The organism is Bacteroides sp. LFL-34 (assembly GCF_027257075.1).
GTDB classification, from domain to species: Bacteria; Bacteroidota; Bacteroidia; order Bacteroidales; family Bacteroidaceae; genus Bacteroides; species Bacteroides ovatus.
In genome coordinates this window covers 18783-43940 of sequence record NZ_JAPQKZ010000011.1, presented here as the reverse complement: position 1 = coordinate 43940, position 25158 = coordinate 18783, and the positions used below count along the sequence as shown (strand labels likewise).

19 protein-coding genes and 1 tRNA gene are annotated in these 25158 nt (G+C 40.3%); 11 read left to right on the top strand and 9 right to left on the bottom strand.

Annotated elements, in window-relative coordinates; translation table 11 throughout:
- The first annotated feature begins 20 nt into the window (after window positions 1–20).
- The 4 genes from N5O98_RS08665 (at window position 21) to lacZ4 (ending at window position 8816) form a co-directional block, all read left to right on the top strand.
- Complete coding sequence (locus N5O98_RS08665) at window positions 21–3410, top strand: TonB-dependent receptor (protein ID WP_182423460.1); 3390 nt, start codon at window positions 21–23, stop codon at window positions 3408–3410.
- A gap of 28 nt (window positions 3411–3438) precedes the next feature.
- Window positions 3439–5253, top strand: coding sequence for a RagB/SusD family nutrient uptake outer membrane protein (locus tag N5O98_RS08660; RefSeq protein ID WP_004308905.1), 1815 nt, complete (start codon window positions 3439–3441; stop codon window positions 5251–5253).
- Between the two features lie 73 nt (window positions 5254–5326).
- Entirely contained in the window at window positions 5327–6766 is a 1440-nt protein-coding gene (locus N5O98_RS08655) for a sulfatase (RefSeq protein ID WP_009039568.1), read from the top strand.
- A 52-nt stretch (window positions 6767–6818) separates the two neighbouring features.
- Window positions 6819–8816, top strand: a complete 1998-nt coding sequence (lacZ4, locus tag N5O98_RS08650; RefSeq protein WP_374938875.1) for a beta-glucuronidase LacZ4 — start codon at window positions 6819–6821, stop codon at window positions 8814–8816.
- A 64-nt stretch (window positions 8817–8880) separates the two neighbouring features.
- Here lacZ4 and N5O98_RS08645 read toward each other — a convergent pair whose 3' ends face one another.
- Window positions 8881–9279 (bottom strand): ribosomal maturation YjgA family protein, encoded by a 399-nt coding sequence (locus N5O98_RS08645; RefSeq protein WP_004295836.1) that lies wholly within the window; start codon window positions 9277–9279, stop codon window positions 8881–8883.
- A 241-nt stretch (window positions 9280–9520) separates the two neighbouring features.
- Between N5O98_RS08645 and N5O98_RS08640 the strand changes: the two genes are divergently transcribed.
- Window positions 9521–10414, top strand: coding sequence for an OmpA/MotB family protein (locus N5O98_RS08640; protein ID WP_032849718.1), 894 nt, complete (start codon window positions 9521–9523; stop codon window positions 10412–10414).
- Window positions 10415–11283: 869 nt separating this feature from the next.
- Here N5O98_RS08640 and N5O98_RS08635 read toward each other — a convergent pair.
- A tRNA-Arg gene (locus N5O98_RS08635) sits at window positions 11284–11357 on the bottom strand.
- A 287-nt stretch (window positions 11358–11644) separates the two neighbouring features.
- On the opposite strand from N5O98_RS08635, the gene N5O98_RS08630 reads away from it, so the two are divergent.
- The 6 genes from N5O98_RS08630 to N5O98_RS08605 all read left to right on the top strand — a co-directional run bounded on the left by N5O98_RS08630 (window position 11645) and on the right by N5O98_RS08605 (window position 17562).
- Window positions 11645–12379: a hypothetical protein gene (locus N5O98_RS08630; protein ID WP_004295839.1), complete on the top strand. Its 735-nt coding sequence runs from the start codon at window positions 11645–11647 to the stop codon at window positions 12377–12379.
- A gap of 127 nt (window positions 12380–12506) precedes the next feature.
- Window positions 12507–13514 (top strand): aminodeoxychorismate synthase component I, encoded by a 1008-nt coding sequence (locus N5O98_RS08625; protein ID WP_004318213.1) that lies wholly within the window; start codon window positions 12507–12509, stop codon window positions 13512–13514.
- Window positions 13498–14094, top strand: a complete 597-nt coding sequence (locus tag N5O98_RS08620; protein WP_004318214.1) for an aminotransferase class IV family protein — start codon at window positions 13498–13500, stop codon at window positions 14092–14094. Before N5O98_RS08625 ends, N5O98_RS08620 begins: the two co-directional genes overlap by 17 nt.
- A 278-nt stretch (window positions 14095–14372) precedes the next feature.
- Window positions 14373–15047 carry a DUF2461 domain-containing protein gene (locus tag N5O98_RS08615; protein WP_004303345.1) on the top strand — a complete coding sequence of 225 codons (675 nt, stop codon included), beginning with the start codon at window positions 14373–14375 and terminating at the stop codon, window positions 15045–15047.
- A gap of 37 nt (window positions 15048–15084) precedes the next feature.
- Complete coding sequence (locus N5O98_RS08610; protein WP_004303343.1) at window positions 15085–15531, top strand: YhcH/YjgK/YiaL family protein; 447 nt, start codon at window positions 15085–15087, stop codon at window positions 15529–15531.
- Between the two features lie 18 nt (window positions 15532–15549).
- Window positions 15550–17562: an alpha amylase C-terminal domain-containing protein gene (locus N5O98_RS08605; protein ID WP_004303341.1), complete on the top strand. Its 2013-nt coding sequence runs from the start codon at window positions 15550–15552 to the stop codon at window positions 17560–17562.
- Between the two features lie 89 nt (window positions 17563–17651).
- Here the strand turns inward: N5O98_RS08605 and N5O98_RS08600 are convergent, their stop codons facing one another.
- The 7 genes from N5O98_RS08600 to N5O98_RS08570 all read right to left on the bottom strand — a co-directional run bounded on the left by N5O98_RS08600 (window position 17652) and on the right by N5O98_RS08570 (window position 25064).
- Window positions 17652–18140, bottom strand: a complete 489-nt coding sequence (locus tag N5O98_RS08600) for a PepSY-like domain-containing protein (protein WP_004303340.1) — start codon at window positions 18138–18140, stop codon at window positions 17652–17654.
- 138 nt (window positions 18141–18278) lie between these two features.
- On the bottom strand, window positions 18279–19976 hold the full coding sequence (locus tag N5O98_RS08595) for an alpha-amylase family protein (RefSeq protein ID WP_004318215.1): 1698 nt from the start codon (window positions 19974–19976) through the stop codon (window positions 18279–18281).
- A 53-nt stretch (window positions 19977–20029) separates the two neighbouring features.
- On the bottom strand, window positions 20030–20836 hold the full coding sequence (locus N5O98_RS08590) for a patatin-like phospholipase family protein (RefSeq protein ID WP_004295848.1): 807 nt from the start codon (window positions 20834–20836) through the stop codon (window positions 20030–20032).
- 166 nt (window positions 20837–21002) lie between these two features.
- On the bottom strand, window positions 21003–22547 hold the full coding sequence (locus N5O98_RS08585; protein WP_022200155.1) for a 4Fe-4S binding protein: 1545 nt from the start codon (window positions 22545–22547) through the stop codon (window positions 21003–21005).
- Between the two features lie 7 nt (window positions 22548–22554).
- Window positions 22555–23490, bottom strand: a complete 936-nt coding sequence (locus N5O98_RS08580; protein ID WP_004295850.1) for a DUF362 domain-containing protein — start codon at window positions 23488–23490, stop codon at window positions 22555–22557.
- 14 nt (window positions 23491–23504) lie between these two features.
- Complete coding sequence (locus tag N5O98_RS08575; RefSeq protein WP_004295851.1) at window positions 23505–24014, bottom strand: hypothetical protein; 510 nt, start codon at window positions 24012–24014, stop codon at window positions 23505–23507.
- Between the two features lie 339 nt (window positions 24015–24353).
- Window positions 24354–25064, bottom strand: a complete 711-nt coding sequence (locus tag N5O98_RS08570) for a DUF169 domain-containing protein (RefSeq protein WP_022200156.1) — start codon at window positions 25062–25064, stop codon at window positions 24354–24356.
- Window positions 25065–25158 lie beyond the last annotated feature (94 nt).

The window sequence follows — 25158 nt, the reverse complement described above, 5'->3', positions numbered from 1 at the left end:
TAGTAAAAAGAATATTATTAATGCTTCTGCTTTTGTCTGTAGGAAACGTTTTGACTGGTGGTTTCCAGCTATCGGCACAGGAACAAAGTAAGCGATTCAGTGTGAAAGTAGATAATATTACTTTGAAAGAAGCCATTGAAGTAATAAAGAAGCAAGGCAATTACTCTTTCCTGATTCGTAATAATGACATTGATTTGAATAGGAAAGTCTCTGTGAATATAAATAACGGTACTATTAATGATGTGATGGGACAATTGCTGGCCGGTACGGACGTCAGTTATGAAGTGAACGGACCCCGGGTGATTATGTTCCATGCAGTGACACCGCAGAAAGAACAGGAAAAAGCGTTTGTCTTAAAAGGTAGAATCACTGATCCTACAGGTGAAGGGGTGATTGGGGCAAATGTGAAAGTGGTCGATTCTACGGAAGGTACCATTACGGATATGGATGGCAATTTTTCTTTGATGGTTACTCCGAATGCCCGTTTATCCATATCGTATATCGGCTATGCCACACAGGAAGTGGTGGTGAAAGATCAACGTCCTCTCAATGTAACTTTGAAAGAAGATACTCGGTTAATAGACGAAGTAGTAGTTGTTGGTTACGGCGTACAAAAGAAAGCGAACCTGACAGGTGCGGTGAGCAGTGTGAAGATGGATGATGTTTTAGGTGATCGTCCGGTGGTGTCTGTGAGTGACGCTTTAAAAGGGGCAATGCCCGGCTTGCAGATTACAGGTAATTCAGGAAGACCCGGTGAAGAAATGAGTTTCAACATTCGTGGTGTCAACAGTCTGGATAAGAATGGGAAACCGCTGGTGCTGGTGGATAACGTGGAGATGGATATTAATATGCTCGATCCGAACGATATTGAATCGGTGACTGTTTTGAAGGATGCCGCATCTTCTGCTATTTATGGAGCACGGGCAGCTTTCGGTGTGATTTTGATTACTACAAAGAAAGGCTCGGATGCAACTAAACTCTCTATTAATTATTCAAATAACTTCTCTTTTAGCAGACCTGCCAATATGCCTCATAAGGCTACTCCGCTCCAAACGGTACAAGCTTATAAGGACATGGGGACAATCAATTATCAAAGTGGTCAGAACGTAGATACCTGGTTGGGACTTTTGAAGGAATATAATGCTAATCCGTCTGCATATCCGGATGGTTATGCAATGGTGGACGGGCTACGCTACAGCTTGGCAGAGACTGATCTTTTCGATGATATGATGGAGACTGGTTTCCAACAAACTCATAATATCTCGGTAGGTGGCGGTACGAAAGATATTTCTTATCGTTTCTCCTTCGGTATGGTGAATGAAAATGGGGTACTGGCTTCGGATAAAGATACGTACAAGCGTTACAACGTGTCTTCTTATCTCCGCTCGGATGTGTTTTCATGGATTACTCCGGAATTGGATATTAAATATACGAACTCGAACTCTTCATTGCCGGAAACTTCCGGAGGATATGGTATATGGGGAGCAGCAGTCGCATTCCCTTCTTATTTCCCTACTGGAACAATGAATATTGACGGCGAAGAATTACAGATCAATACTCCTCGTAACTTGATTGATCTGGCATATCCGACAACTATTCAAAAGAATAATCTTCGTATTTTCGGAAAGGTTACGATCAGTCCTTTGAAGAATGTGAAGTTGATTGGTGAGTATACATTCAATCATCTAAGTAACGAGAAAACGAAATTTGAGAAGAAGTTCTATTATGCACATGGAGGTAACTTTGTGAAAGAGGTTTCCACTGCCAATTCCAAGTATGAATATTCCAATGGTATTACGGATTATAATGCATTGAACTTCTATGCTAACTATAACAACTCATGGGGCAAACATGATGTAACGGTGATGGGAGGTTTCAATCAGGAGAGTAGTGACTATCGTTATGCAGAGATGTCGCGTATGAATATGATTAATGAAGATCTGCCGTCTATTTCGCAGTCGACAGGTGATTATTTTGCTAAGGACAAATTTGAACGTTATACGGTAAGAGGGTTGTTCTATCGCATCAACTATTCGTTTGCCGGCAAGTATTTGCTTGAAACGAACGGACGTTATGACGGTTCTTCCAAATTCCCGAAGAATAGCCGTTTCGGTTTCTTCCCTTCGGTTTCCGCCGGATGGCGTATCAGCGAGGAAGCGTTTATGAAACCTTTGAACTCTGTTCTTTCGAACTTGAAATTGCGTGGTTCTTGGGGTAATATTGGAAATCAGAGCATCACTCCTTACGCATATATTCCCGGTATGGATGCGGAACAGGCTTATTGGACTGTTTCCGGTATTAAAGTTACTACTTTGAAACCAGCTGCTTTGGTTAGCAATAGCTTTACTTGGGAAAAAGTAACGACAATTGATGTCGGATTCGATCTTGGGCTATTGGATAACAGATTGAATATGGTGTTCGACTGGTATCGTAGAGATACTAAGGGTATGCTTGCTCCGGGCTCTGAACTTCCGGGTGTATTAGGTGCAAGTGCCCCTTTACAGAACACGGCTGACCTTCGTTCTAAAGGTTGGGAAATCTCGGTTGACTGGAACGATCAGATCGGAAAAGTGAAATATAGCATAGGCTTTAATCTTTACGATGCGAAAACAAAGATTACTAAATACAACAACGAAACAGGACTGTTTGGCAAGGACAAGAACGATAATGAAACATATCGCGTAGGAATGGAACTGGGTGAAATTTGGGGGTATGTGACCGATCGTTTGTACACAGTAGATGATTTCGATGCAGATGGCAAACTGAAACCGGGTATTGCTAAAGTGGAAGGTTATAATCCGAATCCGGGAGATATATTATATAAGGACTTGGATGGTAATGATATTATCAACAGTGGTACCAGTACAACGAAAGATCCGGGAGACCGTAAAATCATTGGTAATAATACCCGGCGTTATCAGTATGGTATTCATGGTAGTGCAAGTTGGAACGGTTTTTCTCTGTCATTCTTGCTACAAGGAGTTGGTAAACGAGATTTGTGGGTGATGAACGATCTGTTTTATCCGCATTATGATGCTTGGACTACCGTTTATGATTCACAGTTGAATTATTGGACTCCGGAAAATACGAATAGTTATTTCCCCCGTATTTATGAGAAAGCGGCCGGAAATACAGATGCCAATACACGTGTACAAACTCGTTATCTACAGGATGGATCGTATTTAAGTATTCGTAATATAACGCTTTCTTATAATTTCCCGTCTAAGTGGATGAGTAAGATTGGAGTTAATAATCTGGCTGTGTTCTTCAGTGGTGAGAATCTTTATACGTTCGACCACTTGCCGAAGGGACTTGATCCGGAACGTTCTGTCACGGATGATTTAGGACAACGTGGTTTTACCTATCCGTATATGAGACAGTATTCGTTCGGTATAAACCTTTCATTCTGATTGTTTCACAACTTAAAGAGTAATTATTATGAATAAATATATACTATGTGTAAGCGTTAGTCTTTGTTTGTTGATGTCGTCTTGTCTAAATGACGAATTTCTGGAGGTTTATCCCAAAGGACAGCAAACAGAAGCATCGGTCTTTACTACCTATGACAACTTTAAAACGTATACATGGGGATTGTATAACGTGTTCTTCGGATATACGTATGATACAGGGCAAACGGATGAAATTTTCCGTGGTGATTTTGAATCGGATAACATGATAAAAGGATTGGATGGATATGAAGGTCAGTGGGCATATCGCAAAGCAAAGGCTACGGATGAGTCTAAAGATTGGGATTATGATTATATCCGTCGTGTTAACCTGATGCTCGATAATATTGATCATTCGGAAATGAGTGAAACCGAGAGGGAGCATTGGAGAAGTGTGGGATATTTCTTCCGTTCTTATAAATACTTTCAGATGCTTTCTAAATTTGGTGATATTCCTTGGGTAGAGCATGCTTTGACTGAGGAAAGTCCCGAGCTTTATGGAAAACGTGATAGTCGTGACTTGGTGGCTTCCAATATTCTGTCTAATTTGAAATATGCGGAAACACATATTGGCAGTAATATCGAAGCGGATGGGAAAAATACAATTAATATGTATGTGGTGAAAGCTCTTATTTCCCGTTTTGCTTTATTTGAAGGAACTTGGAGAAAATATCATGGTTTGTCGGGAGCGGATACTTATCTGGAAGAATGTGCCCGTGCTTCTGAAGAGGTGATTAAGCAATATCCGAATGTGCATCCTAAATATGATGAGTTGTTTAATTCGGAAACACTGGATGGGGTGACAGGTATTCTTTTGTATAAGGCTTATGAAACCGGACAGTTAATGCATGGTTTGACCCGTATGGTGCGTACAGGTGAATCTTATATTGAGGCAACGAAAGACGCGGTAGACAGTTATCTTTGTACGGATGGACGACCGGTTAGCACGACGACTAGCCGTTATGGGGGTGATAAGAATATGTATGGACAATTCCGTGATCGTGATTACCGGTTGTATTTGACGATCTGTCCTCCATATATGGTGAAGAAAGAAAACGGACCCAGTACGGCTGATTGGAAATATACGGATAATGCACAGGACAGGGAATTTATAGATTTAATGGCTACGATTTCCGGTGAAACTTATCATCGTTTGCCGTCTTCCAACTTTAAAGGATTCACCGTGCAAGGACAACCTCACTTTAAGAATATGAACTGGGGACAGGGCTGGAACGCTTCCCAAATGGGCTTCTGGGTATGGAAATATTATAATACACATACTGTAGCTACCAACGCGAATGGGGTGAATACAACAGATGCCCCGCTGTTCCGTATAGGTGAGGTGATGGTAAACTATGCCGAAGCGATGTGCGAATTGAACAAGTTCGACCAGGCTGCTGCGGATAAGTCTATTAACAAACTTCGGGCAAGAGCTAATGTGGCGAAAATGGTGGTGAATGATATTAATGATGCTTTTGATCCGAAGCGTGATCCTTCCGTTCCTGCTCTTTTGTGGGAAGTGCGTAGAGAGAGACGAGTTGAATTGATGGGCGAAGGTTTCCGTTTGGATGATTTGCGCAGGTGGAAGAAAGGAGACTATGTTAACAAACAACCGCTGGGTGCCTATGTGACAGGGGCTTCGGCCAAGAATTTGAAAGTAACGGGTGGTGCAGGTGCTGATGAAGGATATGTTTATTTCTTTGATACCCCGCTTGGATGGCAGGAACATTATTATCTGTATCCGTTGCCTTTGAAGCAATTGGCGTTAAATACGAATTTGGAACAAAATCCGGTATGGACAAAGTAATTTTAAATTGAAATGATGCACAAGACCTGTAATATTTTAGTATATTGCAGGTCTTGAAAATTTAAGGTAGAAAATGAAAAATAGAATATCAATAAAATATGCGTTTTTTTGTGGAACAGCTTGCTGCATCTCATCTATACTACGTGCACAACAGGATGCATCCCAAATGAATGTGCTTTTTATAATGGCTGATGATATGCGCCCCGAACTGGGGTGTTACGGGGTAGATGTAGTGAAAACTCCTAATATGGACCGTTTGGCGGCAAGTGGCGTCTTGTTTCAGAATGCGTATTGTAATATTCCTGTGAGTGGGGCATCCCGGGCTAGTTTATTGACGGGTGTATATCCTCATTACCCCGATCGCTTTATTAGTTTTTCCGCCTATGCCAGCAAAGATTGTCCCGAAGCAATACCTATTTCGGGATGGTTCACCCGGAATGGTTATCATACTATTTCGGACGGCAAGGTGTTTCATCATATCAGCGATCATGCGGATTCGTGGAGTGAGCCTCCTTACCGGAATCATCCGAATGGATATGATGTATATTGGGCGGAATATAATAAATGGGAACTTTGGATGAATTCGGAATCGGGAAAAACGATTAATCCGAAAACGATGAGGGGACCTTTTTGTGAATCTGCTGATGTTCCTGATACTGCCTATGATGATGGGAAACTTGCAAACCGAGCTATTCGTGACTTGAAAAGGATGAAGGAGGCTGGCAAACCTTTCTTCTTGGCTTGTGGTTTCTGGAAACCTCATTTGCCGTTCAATGCCCCAAAGAAATATTGGGATTTATATAAACGGGAGGAAATACCTTTGGCTACCAATCGTTTCCGACCTGAAGGATTGCCGGAGCAGGTTCGTAATTCGAGCGAGATATATGCGTATGCACGGGTTGCGGATACGAGTGATATTGACTTCCAGCGGGAGGTAAAACATGGATATTATGCTTGTTTGAGTTATGTGGATGCACAGATTGGCAAGGTATTGGATGCATTGGATGAACTGGGATTATCGGATAATACAATTGTGGTTTTGTTGGGAGATCATGGCTGGAATCTGGGAGAACATGATTTTATAGGTAAACATAATCTGATGAATACTTCTACTCATGTACCGTTGATTGTCCGTGTGCCGGGAATGAAAAAAGGAAAAACAAAATCGATGGTGGAATTTGTTGATTTGTACCCGACTTTATGTGAACTTTGTAAACTGCCTGTTCCCGCTGAACAGCTAAGCGGGCAAAGCTTTGCCGGGGTTTTCAAGAATCTGAAAGCTAAGACGAAAGGTGAAGTCTATATTCAGTGGGAAGGAGGAGATAATGCCGTTGACCGGCGTTATAGTTATGCGGAATGGATGAAAGGCGACGTGAAGAAAGCCAGTATGTTGTTTGACCATCGGATTGACGGGAAGGAAAACAAGAATCGGGTCGATGAAAAAAAATATAAGAATAAGGTTGAATCATTATCTTCTTTTATCAGAATAAAGAAGTCATCATTAAAGAAATAATATGAAAACAGTTTTATTACAGTCCAGCCGTTTGGTATCGGTTGTTTTATTCATGCTTTACGGAATGTCGATGTTTGCCCAGCGACAGGATATCTTGCTAAATAATGATTGGAATTTCCGGTTTTCGCATCAGGTACAGAAGGGAACAGGGGTAAGAGTTGATTTGCCTCATACTTGGAATGCGCAGGATGCTTTGTCCGGTAAGATAGACTATAAACGGGGAATTGGTAATTATGAGAAGAATTTATTTATTCGTCCCGAATGGAAAGGAAAACGTCTTTTTATTCGTTTCGAAGGAGTGAATAACATTGCAGATGTGTTTATAAATCGTCGTCATATAGGTGAGCATCGTGGGGGATATGGAGCTTTTATCTTTGAGATCACAGGAAAGGTGGAATATGGAAAAGAAAACTCTATATTAGTACGGGTGAATAATGGTGAACAGTTGGATATTATGCCTCTGGTCGGTGACTTTAATTTTTACGGAGGTATTTATCGTGATGTACATTTGTTGATTACTGATGAGACGTGTATTTCTCCTTTGGATTATGCTTCCCCCGGAGTACGTCTGATACAGGATAGTGTGAGCCATCGGTATGCTAAGGTGCGGGCTATTGTTGATTTATCAAACGGGAGTAGTGGTAATCAGGAAGTGGAGCTTAACGTACGCCTGTTAGATGGTCAAAGGGTGGTGAAAGAAGGAACAAAGAATGTGAATCTTTCTGGAAACGAAGTAATGCAGCAGGAACTTACATTTGAAATCGATCAGCCTCATTTGTGGAATGGTCGTCAGGATCCTTTCCTTTATCAGGCGGAAGTGACTCTTTTCCGGAATGGTCAGATGGTAGATCGTGTTACACAACCGTTAGGACTTCGTTTTTACCGGATCGACCCTGATAAAGGTTTTTTCCTGAATGGAAAACATTTGCCTCTTCAAGGCGTTTGCCGTCATCAGGATAGGAGTGAGGTGGGCAATGCGCTGCGCCCGCAACACCATGAGGAAGATGTGGCATTGATGTTGGAGATGGGAGTGAATGCTGTTCGTTTGGCGCATTATCCGCAGGCTACTTATTTTTATGATCTGATGGATAAGAATGGTATTATTGTATGGGCTGAAATACCTTTTGTGGGTCCTGGTGGATATAATGATAAAGGTTTTGTGGATTTACCTGCTTTCCGTGCCAACGGAAAAGAGCAGCTCAAAGAACTGATTCGTCAACATTATAATCATCCTTCTATTTGTGTATGGGGGCTGTTTAATGAGTTGACGGAGTTGGGAGATAATCCGGTTGAGTACATCAAAGAATTAAATGTGCTGGCACATCAGGAAGATACTACCCGGCCTACGACCTCCGCAAGTAATCAAATGGGAGATTTGAATTTCATAACGGATGCTATTGCTTGGAACCGTTATGATGGATGGTATGGTGGCACTCCCGCTGATTTGGGGAAATGGTTGGATCGAATGCATAAGGATCATCCGGAAATATGTATTGCTATCAGTGAATATGGTGCCGGCGCAAGTATTTACCATCAACAAGATTCGTTGGTTAAAACTGTACCAACCAGTTGGTGGCATCCTGAAAACTGGCAGACGTATTATCACATTGAAAACTGGAAAACAATCTCTTCCCGTCCTTATGTATGGGGGAGCTTTGTCTGGAATATGTTTGATTTTGGCGCTGCACATCGCACTGAAGGAGACCGTCCCGGAATTAATGATAAAGGTTTGGTTACCTTCGACCGGAAAGTTCGTAAAGATGCTTTCTACTTCTATAAGGCCAACTGGAATAGGGAAGAACCAATGCTTTATTTAACAGGCAAACGTAACACAGTACGTACACAACGTTTGCAAACAATTACTGCTTTCACGAATCTGTCAGGAGCCGAATTGTTTGTAAACGGTAAGAGTTATGGTAAAGCAATACCGGATTCGTATGCTATTCTGGAATGGAAAAATGTGGAACTAGAACCTGGTGAAAATGAAATAAAGGTTGTTTCCACTAATAAGAAGTTACCTTTGAGCGATAGTTTTCATTGTAGATTGTGATAGGTAGTTTAAATGATAATCGGAAAGAGCACTGTAAACAAAGTAGGTTTGCAGTGCTTTTTTTCTAGGGGTTTCTCTTTTGGGAGATAATAATCCTTCCTGAATCTATAACAGCGGATAATGATACTCCAACAGTATAACAGATCATATCTGACCATAGAAAACCATGTCCAAAGATTAATGCTCCAAGTGTGGTGTTTCGTACAGTATTTGCCCAGTCTGCTTGGTATAGTTGGCTAATTTCTATACAATAAGAAAATAATAAGGAAATAACAATGGTCTTGAGTATAGATAATGACGGGAAAAGAAAGCGTATTCCACAATACACCATGGCTGCCCAAAGCGTATCGCCTGAATACTCTGCGATAAATTCGGGCAATATATCACCATGTTTTCGGGAAGCCAATCCTAACACTATAATTGCGGAAGTAATTGCTAAATAAATCCAACGTTTGTTTTTCACGCAGTAATGTTTTAGTATGGTGCAAATTTATAAAATTAAGTTGGATAACTTGGCAGGATGGATCAAACTCTGATAAAAACAGATTTTATTTACATACTAAACTTTTCGTTCTTTTGAAATGTTATAAGGTCGTTCGAGCTTTATCTCGATAAATGTGTTCATAACCAACCGATTTACGCAATTGTTGTGGAAACGGCTGCAGTTGGTCACTTAAAAAGTTAGTAATTAAAATAATAGAGTTATGAAGAATCTTTTTCGACCGTTGTTAGTACTGACAGGATGTATAGTATTGGCGAGTTGTGTAAGTCAGAAGCAATTTAAAGGTTTAAAAACTGATTATACAAAGTTGCAAAAAGAATATCAGGAAAGTCAATTGCAGCTAAGAGAAAATCAGGCACGTTCAACAAGTCTTGAGGAGAGACTTGCCGAAGCGCAGCGGAATAATAGTGAGTTACGCAAGAGCTTGTCCGATATGCAAAGCATCTTGAATAAGAGTCTTACACAGAGCTCTCAAGGGAATATGAATATGGGTAAGTTAATAGATGAGATCAATGCTTCAAACCGTTTCATCCAGCATTTGGTTAAAGAAAAGAATAGATCAGACTCTTTGAATCTCGTAATGGTCAATAAACTTACCCGTTCGCTTACCCGTGAAGAGATGCGTGACTTGGATATTAAGGTATTGAAAGGTGTTGTATATATTTCCTTAGCAGATAACATGCTTTATAAATCAGGAAGTTATGAAATTAGCAATAAAGCAGAGGCTGTGCTTAGTAAAATAGCCAAAATCATTCAGGACTACAAAGATTATGATGTTCTGGTAGAAGGAAATACAGATACCGATCCGATATCTCGTACGAATATACGTAATAATTGGGATTTGAGTGCGTTGCGTGCTTCATCTGTTGTTCAGGCATTACAGAATATTTATGGTATAAATCCCAAACGCCTGACTGCTGCCGGTCGAGGTGAATTTAATCCGGTAGCCGGTAATGATACGGCAGAAGGAAAAGCTCGTAACCGCCGGACCGAGATTATTATAACTCCTAAACTGGATCAGTTTATGGATTTGATAGATCAGGCTCCTGATAATTCTTCATCAGGTATAGTGGGGGATGAGAATACAAAAGAGTAAAGGAAATATTTCCATCTAGGGCTAATAATAAAGCGATGAATTTGAATTCATCGCTTTATTATTAGCAATTTGAAACAGATACAGTAAAGTGTTAGAGGTATCTATATTTTATTTTCAGAGCTTGAGAAATTGCTCTATTTTATAGAGAGTCCGATTTGAAATGAGTATTGCTGATTTTAAATGTTTTCGGCAGATGGACCTATTTTGAAAATTCAAACTCATATGGATAAGGAGTTTGATTCCATGAAACCCATTCTATCTTTCCATAATTATGCAAATCACATGGGAAAACTACAGAATAGTCCCATGGATTATATCGATATGGTATGTCAACATATTGACAAGCATATTTATTTGAATATAGCCAATGATATCCTGTTTTAGAGTCGCTATATATTGCTACCATAAAATATTTACCAATCTTTACTTTAGCGGAAGTATATGTTTCCTTTATTGACGAGGCAAATATATAGTACAAAGGAACACACAAAACCACGTATTAGCAAATTTTACGCCAACAAATTGAGCTTAGAACTGTATTTTCAGGAATTATTCCTTTTTCATTTTCAGAACCTTCTCCAAATTATCAAAGGAATATTTCATATATACTTTATAATTTAATGCACCAAGTTAAAATGAATTTTATGTGAAAAAGAATCTCTCCCTTCTTTTTTTGAGTGGCTATTTTACATTAATCAGCAGTATACTTATGTCATAAGATAGTTCTGTTTTGATGTAAGAACGATCTTTTTTGTGAAATACAGATTAGAATAGGGAGTCTATGTAGATTGTTTTTTTTAATTCAGAAATGAACTTTTTTAGAAAAGCAAAACGCTAATTATCTGTTGATAATCAGCGTTTTATTTAAGTGATTCCGAAGCGATTCGAACGCTTGACCCACGCCTTAGAAGGGCGTTGCTCTATCCAGCTGAGCTACGGAACCAGCCTTATTTGCGGATGCAAAGGTAGTGCTTTTTATGAAAACTCAAAAACTTTCTGGCATTTTTTTATTCATATATTTCTTTGTGACTATGAATCAGTAGTTTATAATAGAGGTGGCATTTTGTTTATTTATATGGTTTGGGAAGAATGAATAGAAAAACGCCATTTTTACGAAGAATAACGAACGTTATATAGGTTTCAAAAAGCTCAAAAAAATAAAATAGGGTTGTGTTTTTCTATTATAACTTTTACTTTTGAACGATAAACAACTAAAAAACACATAAAGTTATGAAGAAATTGATTTTTTTATTTGCATTTTGTATTGTAGTGACTAATGTTTTTGCACAAACCGCCCCAGAGCAATTGAAAAAAGAAGGAAATGATGCATTTAATGCTAAAAATTATCCAGTAGCGTATGCGAAGTTCAGCGAATATCTGAAACAGACTAATAATCAGGATTCTGCAACAGCTTACTATTGTGGTATAGCAGCAGACGAAGTGAAAAAGTATGCGGAAGCCGTGACCTTTTTCGATATTGCTATTCAGAAAAAATTTAATATAGGAAATGCGTATGCTCGTAAAGCTTTGGCTTTAGATGCACAAAAGAAGACTGCTGAATATGTAGCTACATTAGAAGAAGGGCTGAAAGTCGATCCTAAGAATAAGACAATGGTGAAGAATTATGGTCTTCATTATCTAAAAGCAGGACTTGCAGCACAGAAAGCAGGAAAAGCAGAAGAAGCTGAAGATTGTTTTAAGAAAGTAATTCCTTTGGATCACAAGCAATATAAAACAAATGCATTGTACAGTTTAGGAGTTCTGTGCTATAATGATGGCGCTAATATCCTGAAGAAAGCTGCTCCTTTGGCAAATTCTGATGCAGATAAATATGCTGCAGAAAAAGAAAAAGCTGATGGTAGATTTAAAGAAGCATTAGACTATCTGGAAGAAGCTGCTAAGATCTCTCCGGAAAATGAAAATGTGAAGAAGATGCTTCCTCAAGTGAAAGCTGTTATGAAGTAATTTGACCAATTTTATAAATGATAAAGGGTTGCCGATATGACACATCGGGCAACCCTTTTTTATTGCTATCTTTTTCTAATCTATACTTTTTGCGTACATTTGCCTTCCCTAAACGTAGAAGTATTTTATGCACTTATATAATAAGGAACAGGCTATCAAACGAATGAATCAGTTTGGACAACTCCATCGTCCTTTCATTTTCATTATAAATTATCTACAAGATGTATCTTATATAGAGGAGGTCACTGCTGTTGATTCTACTGAAGTTTTATATAATCTGAATGGATTTACCAATCAGATCATATCAGCAGAAGATAATATAGCCACTTACTCTGCAAAAACAATGCCTTCACTACATTGGCAGCCTTTCGCAGAATCTTTCTCTTCCTATCAACGCTCGTTTAATATTGTGCGACAGAACATCCTGGCAGGAAATAGCTTCCTTACTAATTTGACGTGTCGCACTCCGGTAGAAACCAATCTCACTCTGAATGATATTTATTTTCATTCAAAAGCGATTTATAAGCTATGGATTAAAGACCGTTTTACGGTTTTCTCTCCTGAAATATTTGTTAGAATTCATCAGGGAAAAATTAGCTCATATCCGATGAAGGGAACCATTGATGCTTCAATTCCCTTTGCTGCTCAATTATTGATGAATGATCCAAAAGAGACTGCCGAACATGCTACCATTGTAGATCTGATTCGTAATGATTTAAGTATGGTTGCCAACCGAGTGTCAGTTTCCCGGTATCGGTATATGGATAGGTTACAGACTAATCGGGGAGCTATTTTTCAGACGAGTTCTGAAATTCAGGGTATATTGCCTGAAAATTATCAGGAGCATTTGGGAGATATTATTTTCAGATTACTGCCAGCCGGTTCTATTACCGGTGCTCCAAAGAAAAAGACGATGCAGATTATCCAGGAAGCTGAAACCTACGACAGAGGATTTTATACAGGAGTTATGGGATATTCTGATGGCATTGATTTAGATAGTGCCGTTATGATACGTTTTGTAGAACAGGAAGGAGAGAAGATGTATTTTAAAAGTGGAGGTGGGATTACCTGCCAGAGTGATGTGGAAAGCGAGTATAATGAAATGAAACAAAAAGTATATGTACCCATTTATTGAGACTATCCGGATAGAGGATGGACAGATTTATAATCTTGATTATCACACAGAGCGCTTTAATGAAACCCGTGCAGCTTTTTGGAAAGACAGCACTCCGCTGGATTTACGGGAATTTATATCTCCGCCAACTTTAAATGGAATTCATAAATGCCGGATTGTATATGGAAAAGAAGTGGAAGAAGTTACGTATGCGCCCTATCAGATGCGACAGGTATCTTCTTTGCATTTGGTTGTGTCCGATACCATTGATTATACTTATAAAAGTGCGCATCGGGAAGAACTGAATGCCTTGTACGCTCAAAAAGGAATGGCGGATGATATTTTAATTGTGAGAAATGGCTATCTGACAGATACCTCTATAGCTAATGTTGCTCTCTATGACGGAGATACCTGGTTCACACCAGCTCATCCGTTACTCCGGGGGACGAAACGAAGCGAATTTCTGGACAGGCAGCTCATTGTTGAGAAAGACATTCCGCAAATATGTTTGAAAGACTATTCCCATATCATGTTATTCAATGCAATGATTGACTGGAAACACATTATATTGCCTATAAATGAGAAACATTTAATTCTATAAACTATAATTAACTGAAATATACAGAGAACTGCTGAACAAAAGTCTCTTTTGTACTGTTATATTTATGTGTTTTTCATAGTATTAGATATAAGATTAATTAAAGAGATTGTACTTCACTTGTGAAAGCTAAAGTACGTCAGAGACAGAAGAGTCTGTTTTTTTGATAAATGTGTTAGAGCATCGGTTTTACCAGGCCGATGCTTTTTTTTATGTCCTTTTACCCCCTTTTGTAGTTTATATGAAATAAAATTTGTACGTTTGTAGAGTAATAATAGAAAATGATAAAGATGAACATACCCGTTATCTTTCAGTTTTTAAAAGATCTTTCCGCGAATAATAATCGTGAGTGGTTTAATGAGCATAAGGCAGAATATGAAACAGCCCGTGCCGAGTTCGACAACTTTTTGGCAACAGTGATCGCCCGTATTTCCCTGTTTGATGAAACTATCCGGGGGATTCAGCCCAAAGACTGTACTTATCGTATTTACCGGGATACCCGCTTCTCTGCGGATAAAACACCTTATAAAATACATTTCGGAGGTTATATCAATGCCAAAGGAAAGAAGTCCGATCATTGTGGATATTATGTACACTTGCAGCCGGATGGTTCTATGCTTGCCGGAGGAAGCCTGTGTCTGCCTACCAATATCCTGAAAGCAGTGCGACAATCTATCTATGATAATATCGAAGAGTTTGTTGCGATCGTAGAAGATCCGGAGTTTAAGAAATACTTCCCGGTGATAGGAGAGGATTTTCTGAAAACAGCTCCGAAAGGTTTTCCGAAAGATTTCAAGTACATTGATTATTTGAAATGTAAAGAATATGTTTGCTCTTATAATGTTCCAGATGACTTCTTTACCCGACCGGATATGTTGGAACAGATAGACAAAGTGTTCCGGCAATTCAAACGGTTTGCCGATTTTATAAATTATACGATTGATGATTTTGAATAAATAATGCCTAGAATATAAACTTTAAAATTTAACTTATATGGTAGTAGATACTTTAGAAAATCTGGAGAAATATGCGTCTTTAAACCCTCTGTTTGCACAGGCTATTGAATTCTTGAAGTCTCATGACCTCCAAGCCATGGAAGTTGGTAAGACAGAACTGAAAGGAAAAGATCTGTTGGTGAATATTGCACAAACCAAACCTAAAACAAAAGAGGAAGCCAAACTGGAAACTCATAACGAATTTATTGATATTCAAATCCCATTGTCGGGAACAGAAATAATGGGGTATACTGCTGCTAAAGACTGTGTTCCGGCAGATGCACCTTACAACGAGGAAAAAGATATTACTTTCTTCGAAGGATTAGCAGAAACATACGTTGCCGTAAAACCGGGAATGTTTGCTATCTTTTTCCCGCAAGACGGTCATGCTCCCGGTATCACTCCAGATGGTGTGAAGAAAGTAATCGTAAAAGTAAAAGCATAATCCTAATTCAATTCTGATATGGAAAAGACACTTAATCTCGTAAAAAACGATCCCTGGCTGGAGCCTTTTGCCGGTGCTATCACCGGACGCCATCAGCATGTATTAGACAAAGAAGCTGAATTGACGAATAAGGGAAAACAAACCCTTTCAGATTTTGCATCGGGGTATCTTTATTTTGGATTGCATCGCACCGATAAGGGGTGGACTTTCCGTGAATGGGCTCCTAATGCTACTCATATTTATATGGTGGGTACATTTAATAATTGGGAGGAAAAAGCTGCCTACAAGCTGAAAAAACAAAAGAATGGTATTTGGGAAATCAACCTGCCGGCGGATGCCATTCATCATGGCGATCTCTACAAACTGAATGTATATTGGGAAGGCGGACAAGGCGAACGTATTCCTGCGTGGGCTACACGTGTGGTACAGGATGAACAGACCAAAATATTCAGTGCACAAGTCTGGGCTCCGGAGAACCCCTATAAATTCAAGAAGAAAACATTTAAGCCCGACACGAATCCGCTGTTGATTTATGAATGTCATATCGGAATGGCACAGCAGGAGGAAAAAGTGGGCACATATAACGAATTCCGCGAGAAAATACTTCCTCGTATTGCTGAAGAAGGATATAATTGTATCCAGATTATGGCTATTCAGGAACATCCATATTATGGAAGCTTCGGCTATCATGTATCCAGTTTCTTTGCTGCCTCTTCGCGTTTTGGTACCCCCGATGAACTAAAAGCATTGATTGATGCTGCTCATGAGATGGGTATTGCTGTGATTATGGACATCGTTCATTCACATGCAGTGAAGAATGAAGTAGAAGGACTAGGAAACTTTGCCGGTGATCCGAATCAGTATTTTTATCCGGGCGCTCGTCGCGAACATCCGGCTTGGGACTCTCTCTGCTTTGATTATGGCAAGAATGAAGTGATCCACTTCCTGTTGTCAAACTGCAAGTACTGGCTGGAAGAATATAAATTTGACGGATTCCGTTTTGATGGAGTGACTTCTATGTTATATTACAGCCATGGACTGGGTGAAGCTTTCTGTAACTACGGAGATTATTTCAACGGTCATCAGGATGATAATGCAATTTGTTACCTGACGCTGGCTAATGAAGTGATTCATCAGGTAAATCCAAAAGCGATAACCATTGCCGAAGAAGTTTCCGGTATGCCGGGACTGGCTGCCAAAGTAGAAGATGGCGGTTACGGCTTCGATTATCGTATGGCCATGAATATTCCGGACTACTGGATCAAGACAATCAAAGAAAAGATCGATGAAGACTGGAAGCCTTCCAGCATGTTCTGGGAAGTAACCAACCGTCGCCAGGATGAAAAGACCATTTCGTATGCAGAAAGTCATGACCAGGCATTAGTAGGAGATAAGACGATTATCTTCCGCCTGATTGATGCCGATATGTACTGGCACATGCAGAAGGGAGACGAAAATTATGTTGTCAACCGTGGTATTGCTTTGCATAAAATGATCCGCCTGCTGACCTCTTCGACTATCAACGGAGGTTATCTGAACTTTATGGGAAATGAATTCGGGCATCCCGAATGGATTGACTTCCCGCGTGAAGGTAACGGATGGTCGTGCAAATATGCCCGCCGCCAATGGGATTTGGTGGACAACAAAAATCTGACCTATCACTATATGGGGGATTTTGATAAAGAAATGCTGAAAGTTCTCAAGAGTGTGAAAGATTTCCAGGCAACACCTGTTCAGGAAATATGGCATAATGATGGCGATCAGGTATTGGCATACGAACGGAAAGACCTTATATTTGTCTTTAACTTTAATCCAAAGCAGTCATTCACTGATTATGGATTCCTGGTAACTCCGGGAGCTTATGAAGTGATACTGAACACCGACGATGTAGCATTTGGAGGAAATGGTTTGGCAGACGACTCTGTCGTGCACTTCACTATTACCGATCCGCTGTACAAGAAGGAAAAGAAAGAGTGGCTGAAACTCTATATTCCTGCCCGTACCGCTGTAGTACTTAGAAAGAAAAAATAATTTTATCTTTAAATCAAGAAGCCCCCGCAAATATTATTGAATATCTGCGGGGGCTTTCTCGTTTATTACCCTATTATATAATTCAGTTCCTAGTTTTCCAGAAAGGTACTTGGCCCGAGAATATCATACATATCACTAACGTTGCGCGTTTTGAGCAATACCCCTTGTGGAGTATAGAATAACTGATATTTGATGTCGACATTATCTTGCCCTACCTTAATTACTATAATAGCCTGCCATTTGGGAAACTCCACCATTGTCACATTATCTACCACCCAATTTGCGTATGGGCCGGATACAAAGGCATTATAGACTGTTGGGGTCAGCCGGTCGAGACTGACAAGATCAGTCTGCGTCATCACCCATTGTCCCCGAACGTTGAACCATACATTTTTAGTAAATCCGTTCATTGCAAAGTTGGCACAATAATATCCGTCGTCTTGTGACCAGGCGACGCCATTTGCTTTAGGATACATTTTCTTGAAAGTCGACTGTACATTGCCGGGAGGGGTATCTCCAAAGACAGATGTAGATAATAGCAGAAACAATGCGATTGCACAAATCATAAATTTCTTCATAAGCTTTGAGTTTAGAGGATTATTTATCTACCTAAACAGCCTTTGAGAATATTTGTTTGAGTGATGTGCATAAAATAATCCCCCGGTCATTCATAAGTGACCGAGGGATGAAGAGTATACAGATCTTAGTCTTTTTACTTAAAAAGTAATCTTTAAAATCTTTCCGTTATAGCCTCCTACCGAAACATCCGTGGGCTTATAAGGTAATAGACTGATTTCTTCTTTAGCGCCCGTCATCAAATCAGTGGCCTGATAAGATTCCATTTGAGGAATCTGTAAAAAGTCGAAAGCATGTGAAGGCACATTGATAGCAACATCTACCAGTTGACTGTCGAAATTAATAATGAAAAACAGAATCTCATTTTTATATTTTCGCATAAAAGTATATTGTTTATGCTCATTGAAACGCCATCCGTTTATATTGGCATACATTAAATCAAAGAATACTCCCTTGCTGATTGCCTGCTCTTCATTACAAATCGTCAGTACTTTTTGGTAGATAGAGTAGAGGTGTTTATGCTCTTCAGTAAGCATCTTCCCGTCAAATTTACCTCCGTTGCGCCAGCGTCGTATGCTGTCTACACTCCAATAATCGAATATAGTAGTCCGTCCGTCCCTTCCGCTAAATCCTTCACTATCCATGCCCAGTTCTCCAAACTCCTGACCGAAGTAGATCATCATAGGATTAGTGTTCATACAGGCGGAAACGATCAGTGCGGGAATTCCTTTACGCGGGTTGCCGGCAAAGAAATCAGAAGCGATACGTTGCTCGTCGTGATTCTCCAGGAAGTTGAGCATCTTTTTCTCTATTCCATTCAGACTTTGCCAGCAATGAGTGATAGCGGATGCAGATTCATATCCACAAGCTACATTGCGTAACGTGTCATACAGCCCTACCTTATCATACAGGTAATCAAACTTGCCGCGGAACAGATAGTTACGGTATTCACCTGGATTGTAAACCTCTGCGATGAAAAGTATTTCAGGATAAGCCTCTTTTACTTGAGGAATAGCCCATTCCCAGAATTCAACAGGAACCATTTCGGCCATGTCGCAGCGGAAACCGTCAATGTCTTTTGATGCCCAGAAAAGAAGAATGTCCAGCATCTTTATCCAAGTATCCGGAGTCGGGGAGAAGTGGCAGGTACCGCCATTCTGATAATCCACTCCATAGTTTAATTTCACTGTTTCATACCAGTCGGTGATATTGGGAGTAGCATCAAAACGATTGTTACCGGTAGCTTTCGCCGGGAATTCCCGGTAAGGCTCTGCTGCACCGTCTTTCATATCAAACTGGGCATGAAGTTCCGCTTGCGGAATATAATAGAAATTATTATATGGGCTGAAAGATTGGCTGGAGTCATCGTTAGCTCCCAATTCGGTCGTACCGTCCGGTTGTGCATCCGAGTGATATTGGCGTGCTACGTGATTAGGTACAAAATCAATAATTACTTTCAGACCTGTGCGATGTGTGCGATGTACCAGATTCTCAAATTCTTTCATACGTCCTTGCACGTCGTTAGCCAAGTCAGGATCTACATCATAATAATCCTTGATAGCATACGGAGAACCAGCTTTTCCTTTCACAATAGCAGGATGATCCGGACTGATATTATAACGGCGATAGTCCGTTTGAGTGGCATGCTCGATGATGCCTGTATACCATATATGTGTAGCACCTAATTTCTTGATTTCACCAAGTGCTTTGAGCGTGAAATCAGCCATTTTCCCGCAACCATTGGTGGCAATGTCTCCATTGTAGACACAGTGGTTGTTGTTATTTCCAAACAGGCGGGTGAATACTTGGTAGATAATTATTTTATTTTCGTCATTCATATAGAGTAGATTATTAATATTCGTATTCATTCTTGTTTCTGATGGATAGGAGATTATTTCCATATTTTCCCCTTTTCTTCCAACAGTTGACTAAGTACTTCGTTAGCTGTATTATAGCCTTGCCCGAAGATTTCTTCAGCTTTTTCCAGTTCGGTGTTACTGTACCCGTATAGGTTGTATGGTTCGATTAATAAATCGCATTTTTCTCTTTCGGGAAAGGTATTGGCGCGGAACATGAAATGGAATGAGCGCATAGCAATGCTTACAATATTCATTTTGTAATCCTGTGCCATGATGGGACTTACGTTGACAGCTACCACTTTATTGCAAACCCTGCGCAGGGTAGAGACCGGAAGATTCATCATCAATCCTCCATCCACATAGTTAGTGCCGTCTATGTTGACCGGAGAAAACATGACAGGCATACAGCAGGAAGCGGCGACCCGTTCCGCTATGCTTCCCCGATGAAAGTGAACCATGCGACCGTGATCGAGGTCAGTTGCTGTGATAATCAGGGGAAGTTGTAGCTCTTCCAGATTTTTTGCTTTTAAGTTAGTCCGGAGAAAATCAATAAATTCACAGAGGTCAAATAGTCCCTTCTTGGGAATCACCAGTTTGGTTAAATCCTGGAATTTATGTCCGGAGAAATAATCAAGTACTTTGTGCGGCTCGTTGCCGTCCGCGTAAAAGACACCTGCAAGTGCCCCTGCACTTACTCCAGAGATGATTTCCGGTTTAATATCATGTTCCAAAAGAGCTTGCATGACTCCCAAATGGGCAAATCCTTTAATAAATCCTCCGCTTAGTGCATAGCCAATCTGATATTTCCGGCTATTCCAGTTATTTGTGAATACCTCCATGAATTGCTTTCTTTAGTTCGCCACGAATTTAGTGAATTTATTGAAAGTAGGAGGAATATAATGGATAGTTTTTTTTAAATCCATACCATCTGTCTTGTTCACATTTGAAATAAACCGTCATAGAACATAAAACACGGATGGAAACTCTGCTCCGGCACCATGCCGGTCAGAATCCAAAATCGTCTATCTCAACTTTGTGCTCTTCGCTTTCTTTGAATGGTTTTGCTTCTTTTTGTACAGGATTTCCTTCGATATAGATGGCACGGAATGGACGGGCTGGGCAAACATATTCACATCCTCCACAACCTACACATATTTCTTTATTTACATGAGGAATCGTCAATCCGTCCTTATACGGCACCATCGCTACTGCTTGTGTGGGACAGTGTTCGGAGCAGGCTCCGCAACTGGTTCCATCTGTATAAACAATGCAATTTTCCTCGATGAAAACAACATATCCCATTTGTGTAAGATGTTTTTGCTCTACACTTATGGGAAGAATTGCTCCATTGGGACAGACATCTCCACAGACAGTACAGTCAAAGTTACAAAATCCTTTCTCAAAGCTAACAGTAGGTTGCATCATGCCTGCCAAGCCATATTCCATAAAAGTCGGTTTCAAGATATGAGAAGGGCATTTGCTGACACAAAGATGACAGGATGTGCATTGCTGTTGGAAGTGTTCCCGACTGATAGACCCCGGAGGAGTGATCGGATTTTCCTTTTTGTATGCCTTCTTACCTTCCAAGCTTGCTACAGATTCCTTGGCTTGGGAGATGAGTTTGGGGGTTGCTCCGGCAGTAACAAGACCGGCAACCAAAAAACGGCGTTTGGATGAATCCAAATCCGGTGATGATGGTGCAGAAGTTTCTACATCAGACTGTTTTTTTAAAGAAGGGGCGTAAACTAATGCTTTTTGTTTGCATACTCCCAAACAGTTGAAACAATCTACACAACGACTATAATCAATAGCGTGTTCTTTACTATTGATGCAAGCTGCTTTGCATTTGGTGGCACAAAGCCCGCATCCATTACATTTGGCAGTATCAATACGGACTTTGAATAATGAAAATCGGCTCAATAACCCCAATATTGTTCCTACGGGACAAATCGTATTGCACCATGTCCGTCCATGTTTCCATGCCATTACAAAGATGACTGCAAGAGTAATAATAGCGATGAGAAGGGAAGAAATGCTCAAGATGGAGGTGTTTACCTGATAAAATGTATAATTGTCAAATCTGGCAAAGAGTGATTCCAGCAGATTATTCCCCAGCATATAGATAGGTTTGAATATGTGCACTACTACACGTCCATACGCACTGTACGGATCGAGCAAACCAACAATAAATGTAAATCCACATAGAAACCCGACCACTGTCAGTCCGAGCACACCCCAGCGCAATTTGTTTTTTGCAGGACTGTAACTATATCTTTTTTTCTTTTTTCCCGTTGCTTTGGAAATTCGTGCAATCACATCCTGCAAGATACCCATAGGGCAGATTGTAGAACAATATACACGCCCGAATAAAAGCGTTAACACAATGAGAAATAATAAGATACCTATACTTAGTGAAAGGATGGCTGGAATAAATTGCAAATGTGCCAGCCGATGAAAACTGTTCGGTAATATTTCTGCGAAATCGAGAAAAAAGAAAGAAATCAGCACAAATAAAAGTGCTGATATTCCAATACGTAGCCTTCTTAACATGGTTGTTTTACATCTTAATTCGCTTGACATTCAATTTGTCAATGTTCATGGTTCCTATTTTCAATGCTTCCCCATTGGCGAGATGTCCTACTGTATCCAGTGGCATCTCACGTACTTGATTGAAGAACTTGGCAGCAGCCGTATCCACGGCTACAATATCCGGTGAGATAAACAATCCTTTTGCCAGTACAACATCGGATGCAGAGCGTCCCCGGGGACCGTTTGTTTTCATGATCCGGTAGGCGTCTACTACGTTGAGTACAGCTTTCTTCTGTAATGTACAGATATCTGCGATGCATTGTTGCAAATCGTTCTGGTGGAAGAATCCGCGATCCCACACAATCCCCATGTGATTTTTCATGGAGATAGTCAGATTGGCACCTCCGTGATTCTTCAGAATAGGAACATTGATCCATACATCACAATCCAGAATCGCTTCGTGCACTTTGGCTTTCTTCATCTTTTTGCCTTTTGGCAGATCAATTGGTTTGTAATACGACTCCAGATGTGCAGGCATTACTTTGGCTCCGGCTTTTTTGGCAGCAGCTTCAATACCACTGTTTTTGTAGCATTTCTGCCAATCGTCACAAGTATGGTCGAACACGACCACTTCTTTAGCTCCGGCGGCAAAACATTGTCTGACGATTTCTTCAATCAGTTTCGGATTCGTATTTCCTGCCAGTTCCGGCACTTTATCCCAACCGATATTAGGTTTTACAACCACTTTCTGTCCCGGTTTCACGAATTGCTTCATACCCCCCAGTTCGCTTATGGCACGGCGGAACATCTCTTCGGGTTCTCCGCCCATAACGGCCACCAGATCAGGATTGCTTCCGTTTGCTTTATTGATTGTTTGAGTTAACACCTCCATAGCCTCCGAACGCTGTATAGTCAAGGCGGCTCCGGTGATAGCTACTGTTTTTAAAAAATCCCTTCTGTCCATCTTTCTATATTAGTTTAGAGTTTGGCAATTGCTTTCAGGAGGGCGTATCCGCCGAACCATTGCAGTAACATTCCCGGAATACCGATACGGAAGTCCTGTACTGCTTCGTAGAAACTTCCGACGATGGCCCATTCAAATGCAACGCCTATGACCTGATAAGTGAGTACGACACCAAGAATGGCCAGTAATGAAACCGATTTTATAGTACGTGCTGCAAGAGCTGAAGCTCCGGCGAGTAAGGACGATTTGATTAATAGGATGGGAAGTACCGCCTCCGAGGGCATGGCAAACAATAAATGATTGATGACCGGTGAAAGAATAGCCGTCAATAATCCTACAAGAAAACCATATTTATAAGCCGCGATCAGCGTGAAAAAATAAATAGGTAACAGGGTAGGACCACCATAAGGTACAAGATGGCATAATTGTGGAAGTGCAATGTTACCCGCTACGAACAGTAAGGCGAACAGGTAGGTTTTCACATTGCTGTGTTTCAGCGAATAGAGTTTAACGGATGTTTCCATTTTCGTTGATGCTTTAATGTTGAATAGATCAATAATATATTAATAATAAGACTTTTCTCCTGATAAAAGGTTTAATCCGATTGGTATATTATTTTAATCCCGTAGGAAAAGAAAAGGTCCAGGTGCTTGAAACTTTTAGTTTCAAGCCTTGAAACAAAAAGTTTCTCGGTGTGAAACACTTTGTTTCTCGGTGTGAAACTGATGGTTTCAAAGCGTGAAACGATCAGTTCCATGCCTGGAAATAGAATGGGACAGTTCGGAAGCCTTGTATGTTCGGAATAAGTATACACATAATTGTCCCGATAATTGTATAATGATATGCAATTTCGTTATGGGAGATTATCCGTTCATCCTTTCCTTAATCTTTCCCCATGCATGCGTATCGAATAGACAACTTTGGCGCATCGTCTCATACATCTCTTTAAATCTGGACATAGGTATGGTATAGCTTAATTTATCAGCTTCGAAATGAGGGCGAACCGACGGGTCGAAGAAACCGAGGAAAGTACGTTTACCTCCTTTACGATTTTCTAGCGTGGCTTGTGTCACTACAGTACTGCAACCGGAACCAAAGGCAGAAACGACGCAATCTTCGGCATTATTATCATAAAAAGCCCAAGTGGTTAAGCCCGAAAGCATATCCGGATTTGCCAGAAATACAACACCTTCTATTTCTTCAAGGCTTTCTACCTTATCTATACGTGCAAAATGAAGATACTTTTTTTCTGTTCGAGGAACTCCGATTTGCTGTATAAAGTCGATGACCATTTCGGGAGTCTGTTTGTATTTCTCTTTGAGCGAAACGAAAGTCGGCACATGTTCCGGCATTTCGGTGAAACCTGTATAGAATTTACCGCCGCCGCAACCTATATTTTCGGCATTCAGGCTGATAATACCACCATCTCTTGCCGTCTTCATACCTTTGAAGAAGCAACCGTTTATCTTTTCTGTTTCTCCTTTTTGCTCGTCCGAGTACCAGAAAACAAGAGGCAATTCAGCATTTTCTCCGAATGCCTCTCTGAAATTTTGAATAAAAGTTTGGATATCCATAAGCTTATCAATTTTAGTTTTGTTGCACGTCCTTCTACAAAGTTAGAATAAAAAAGGATAAGCGCAAGTGATTTATCTTCGTTTTCAATAATAA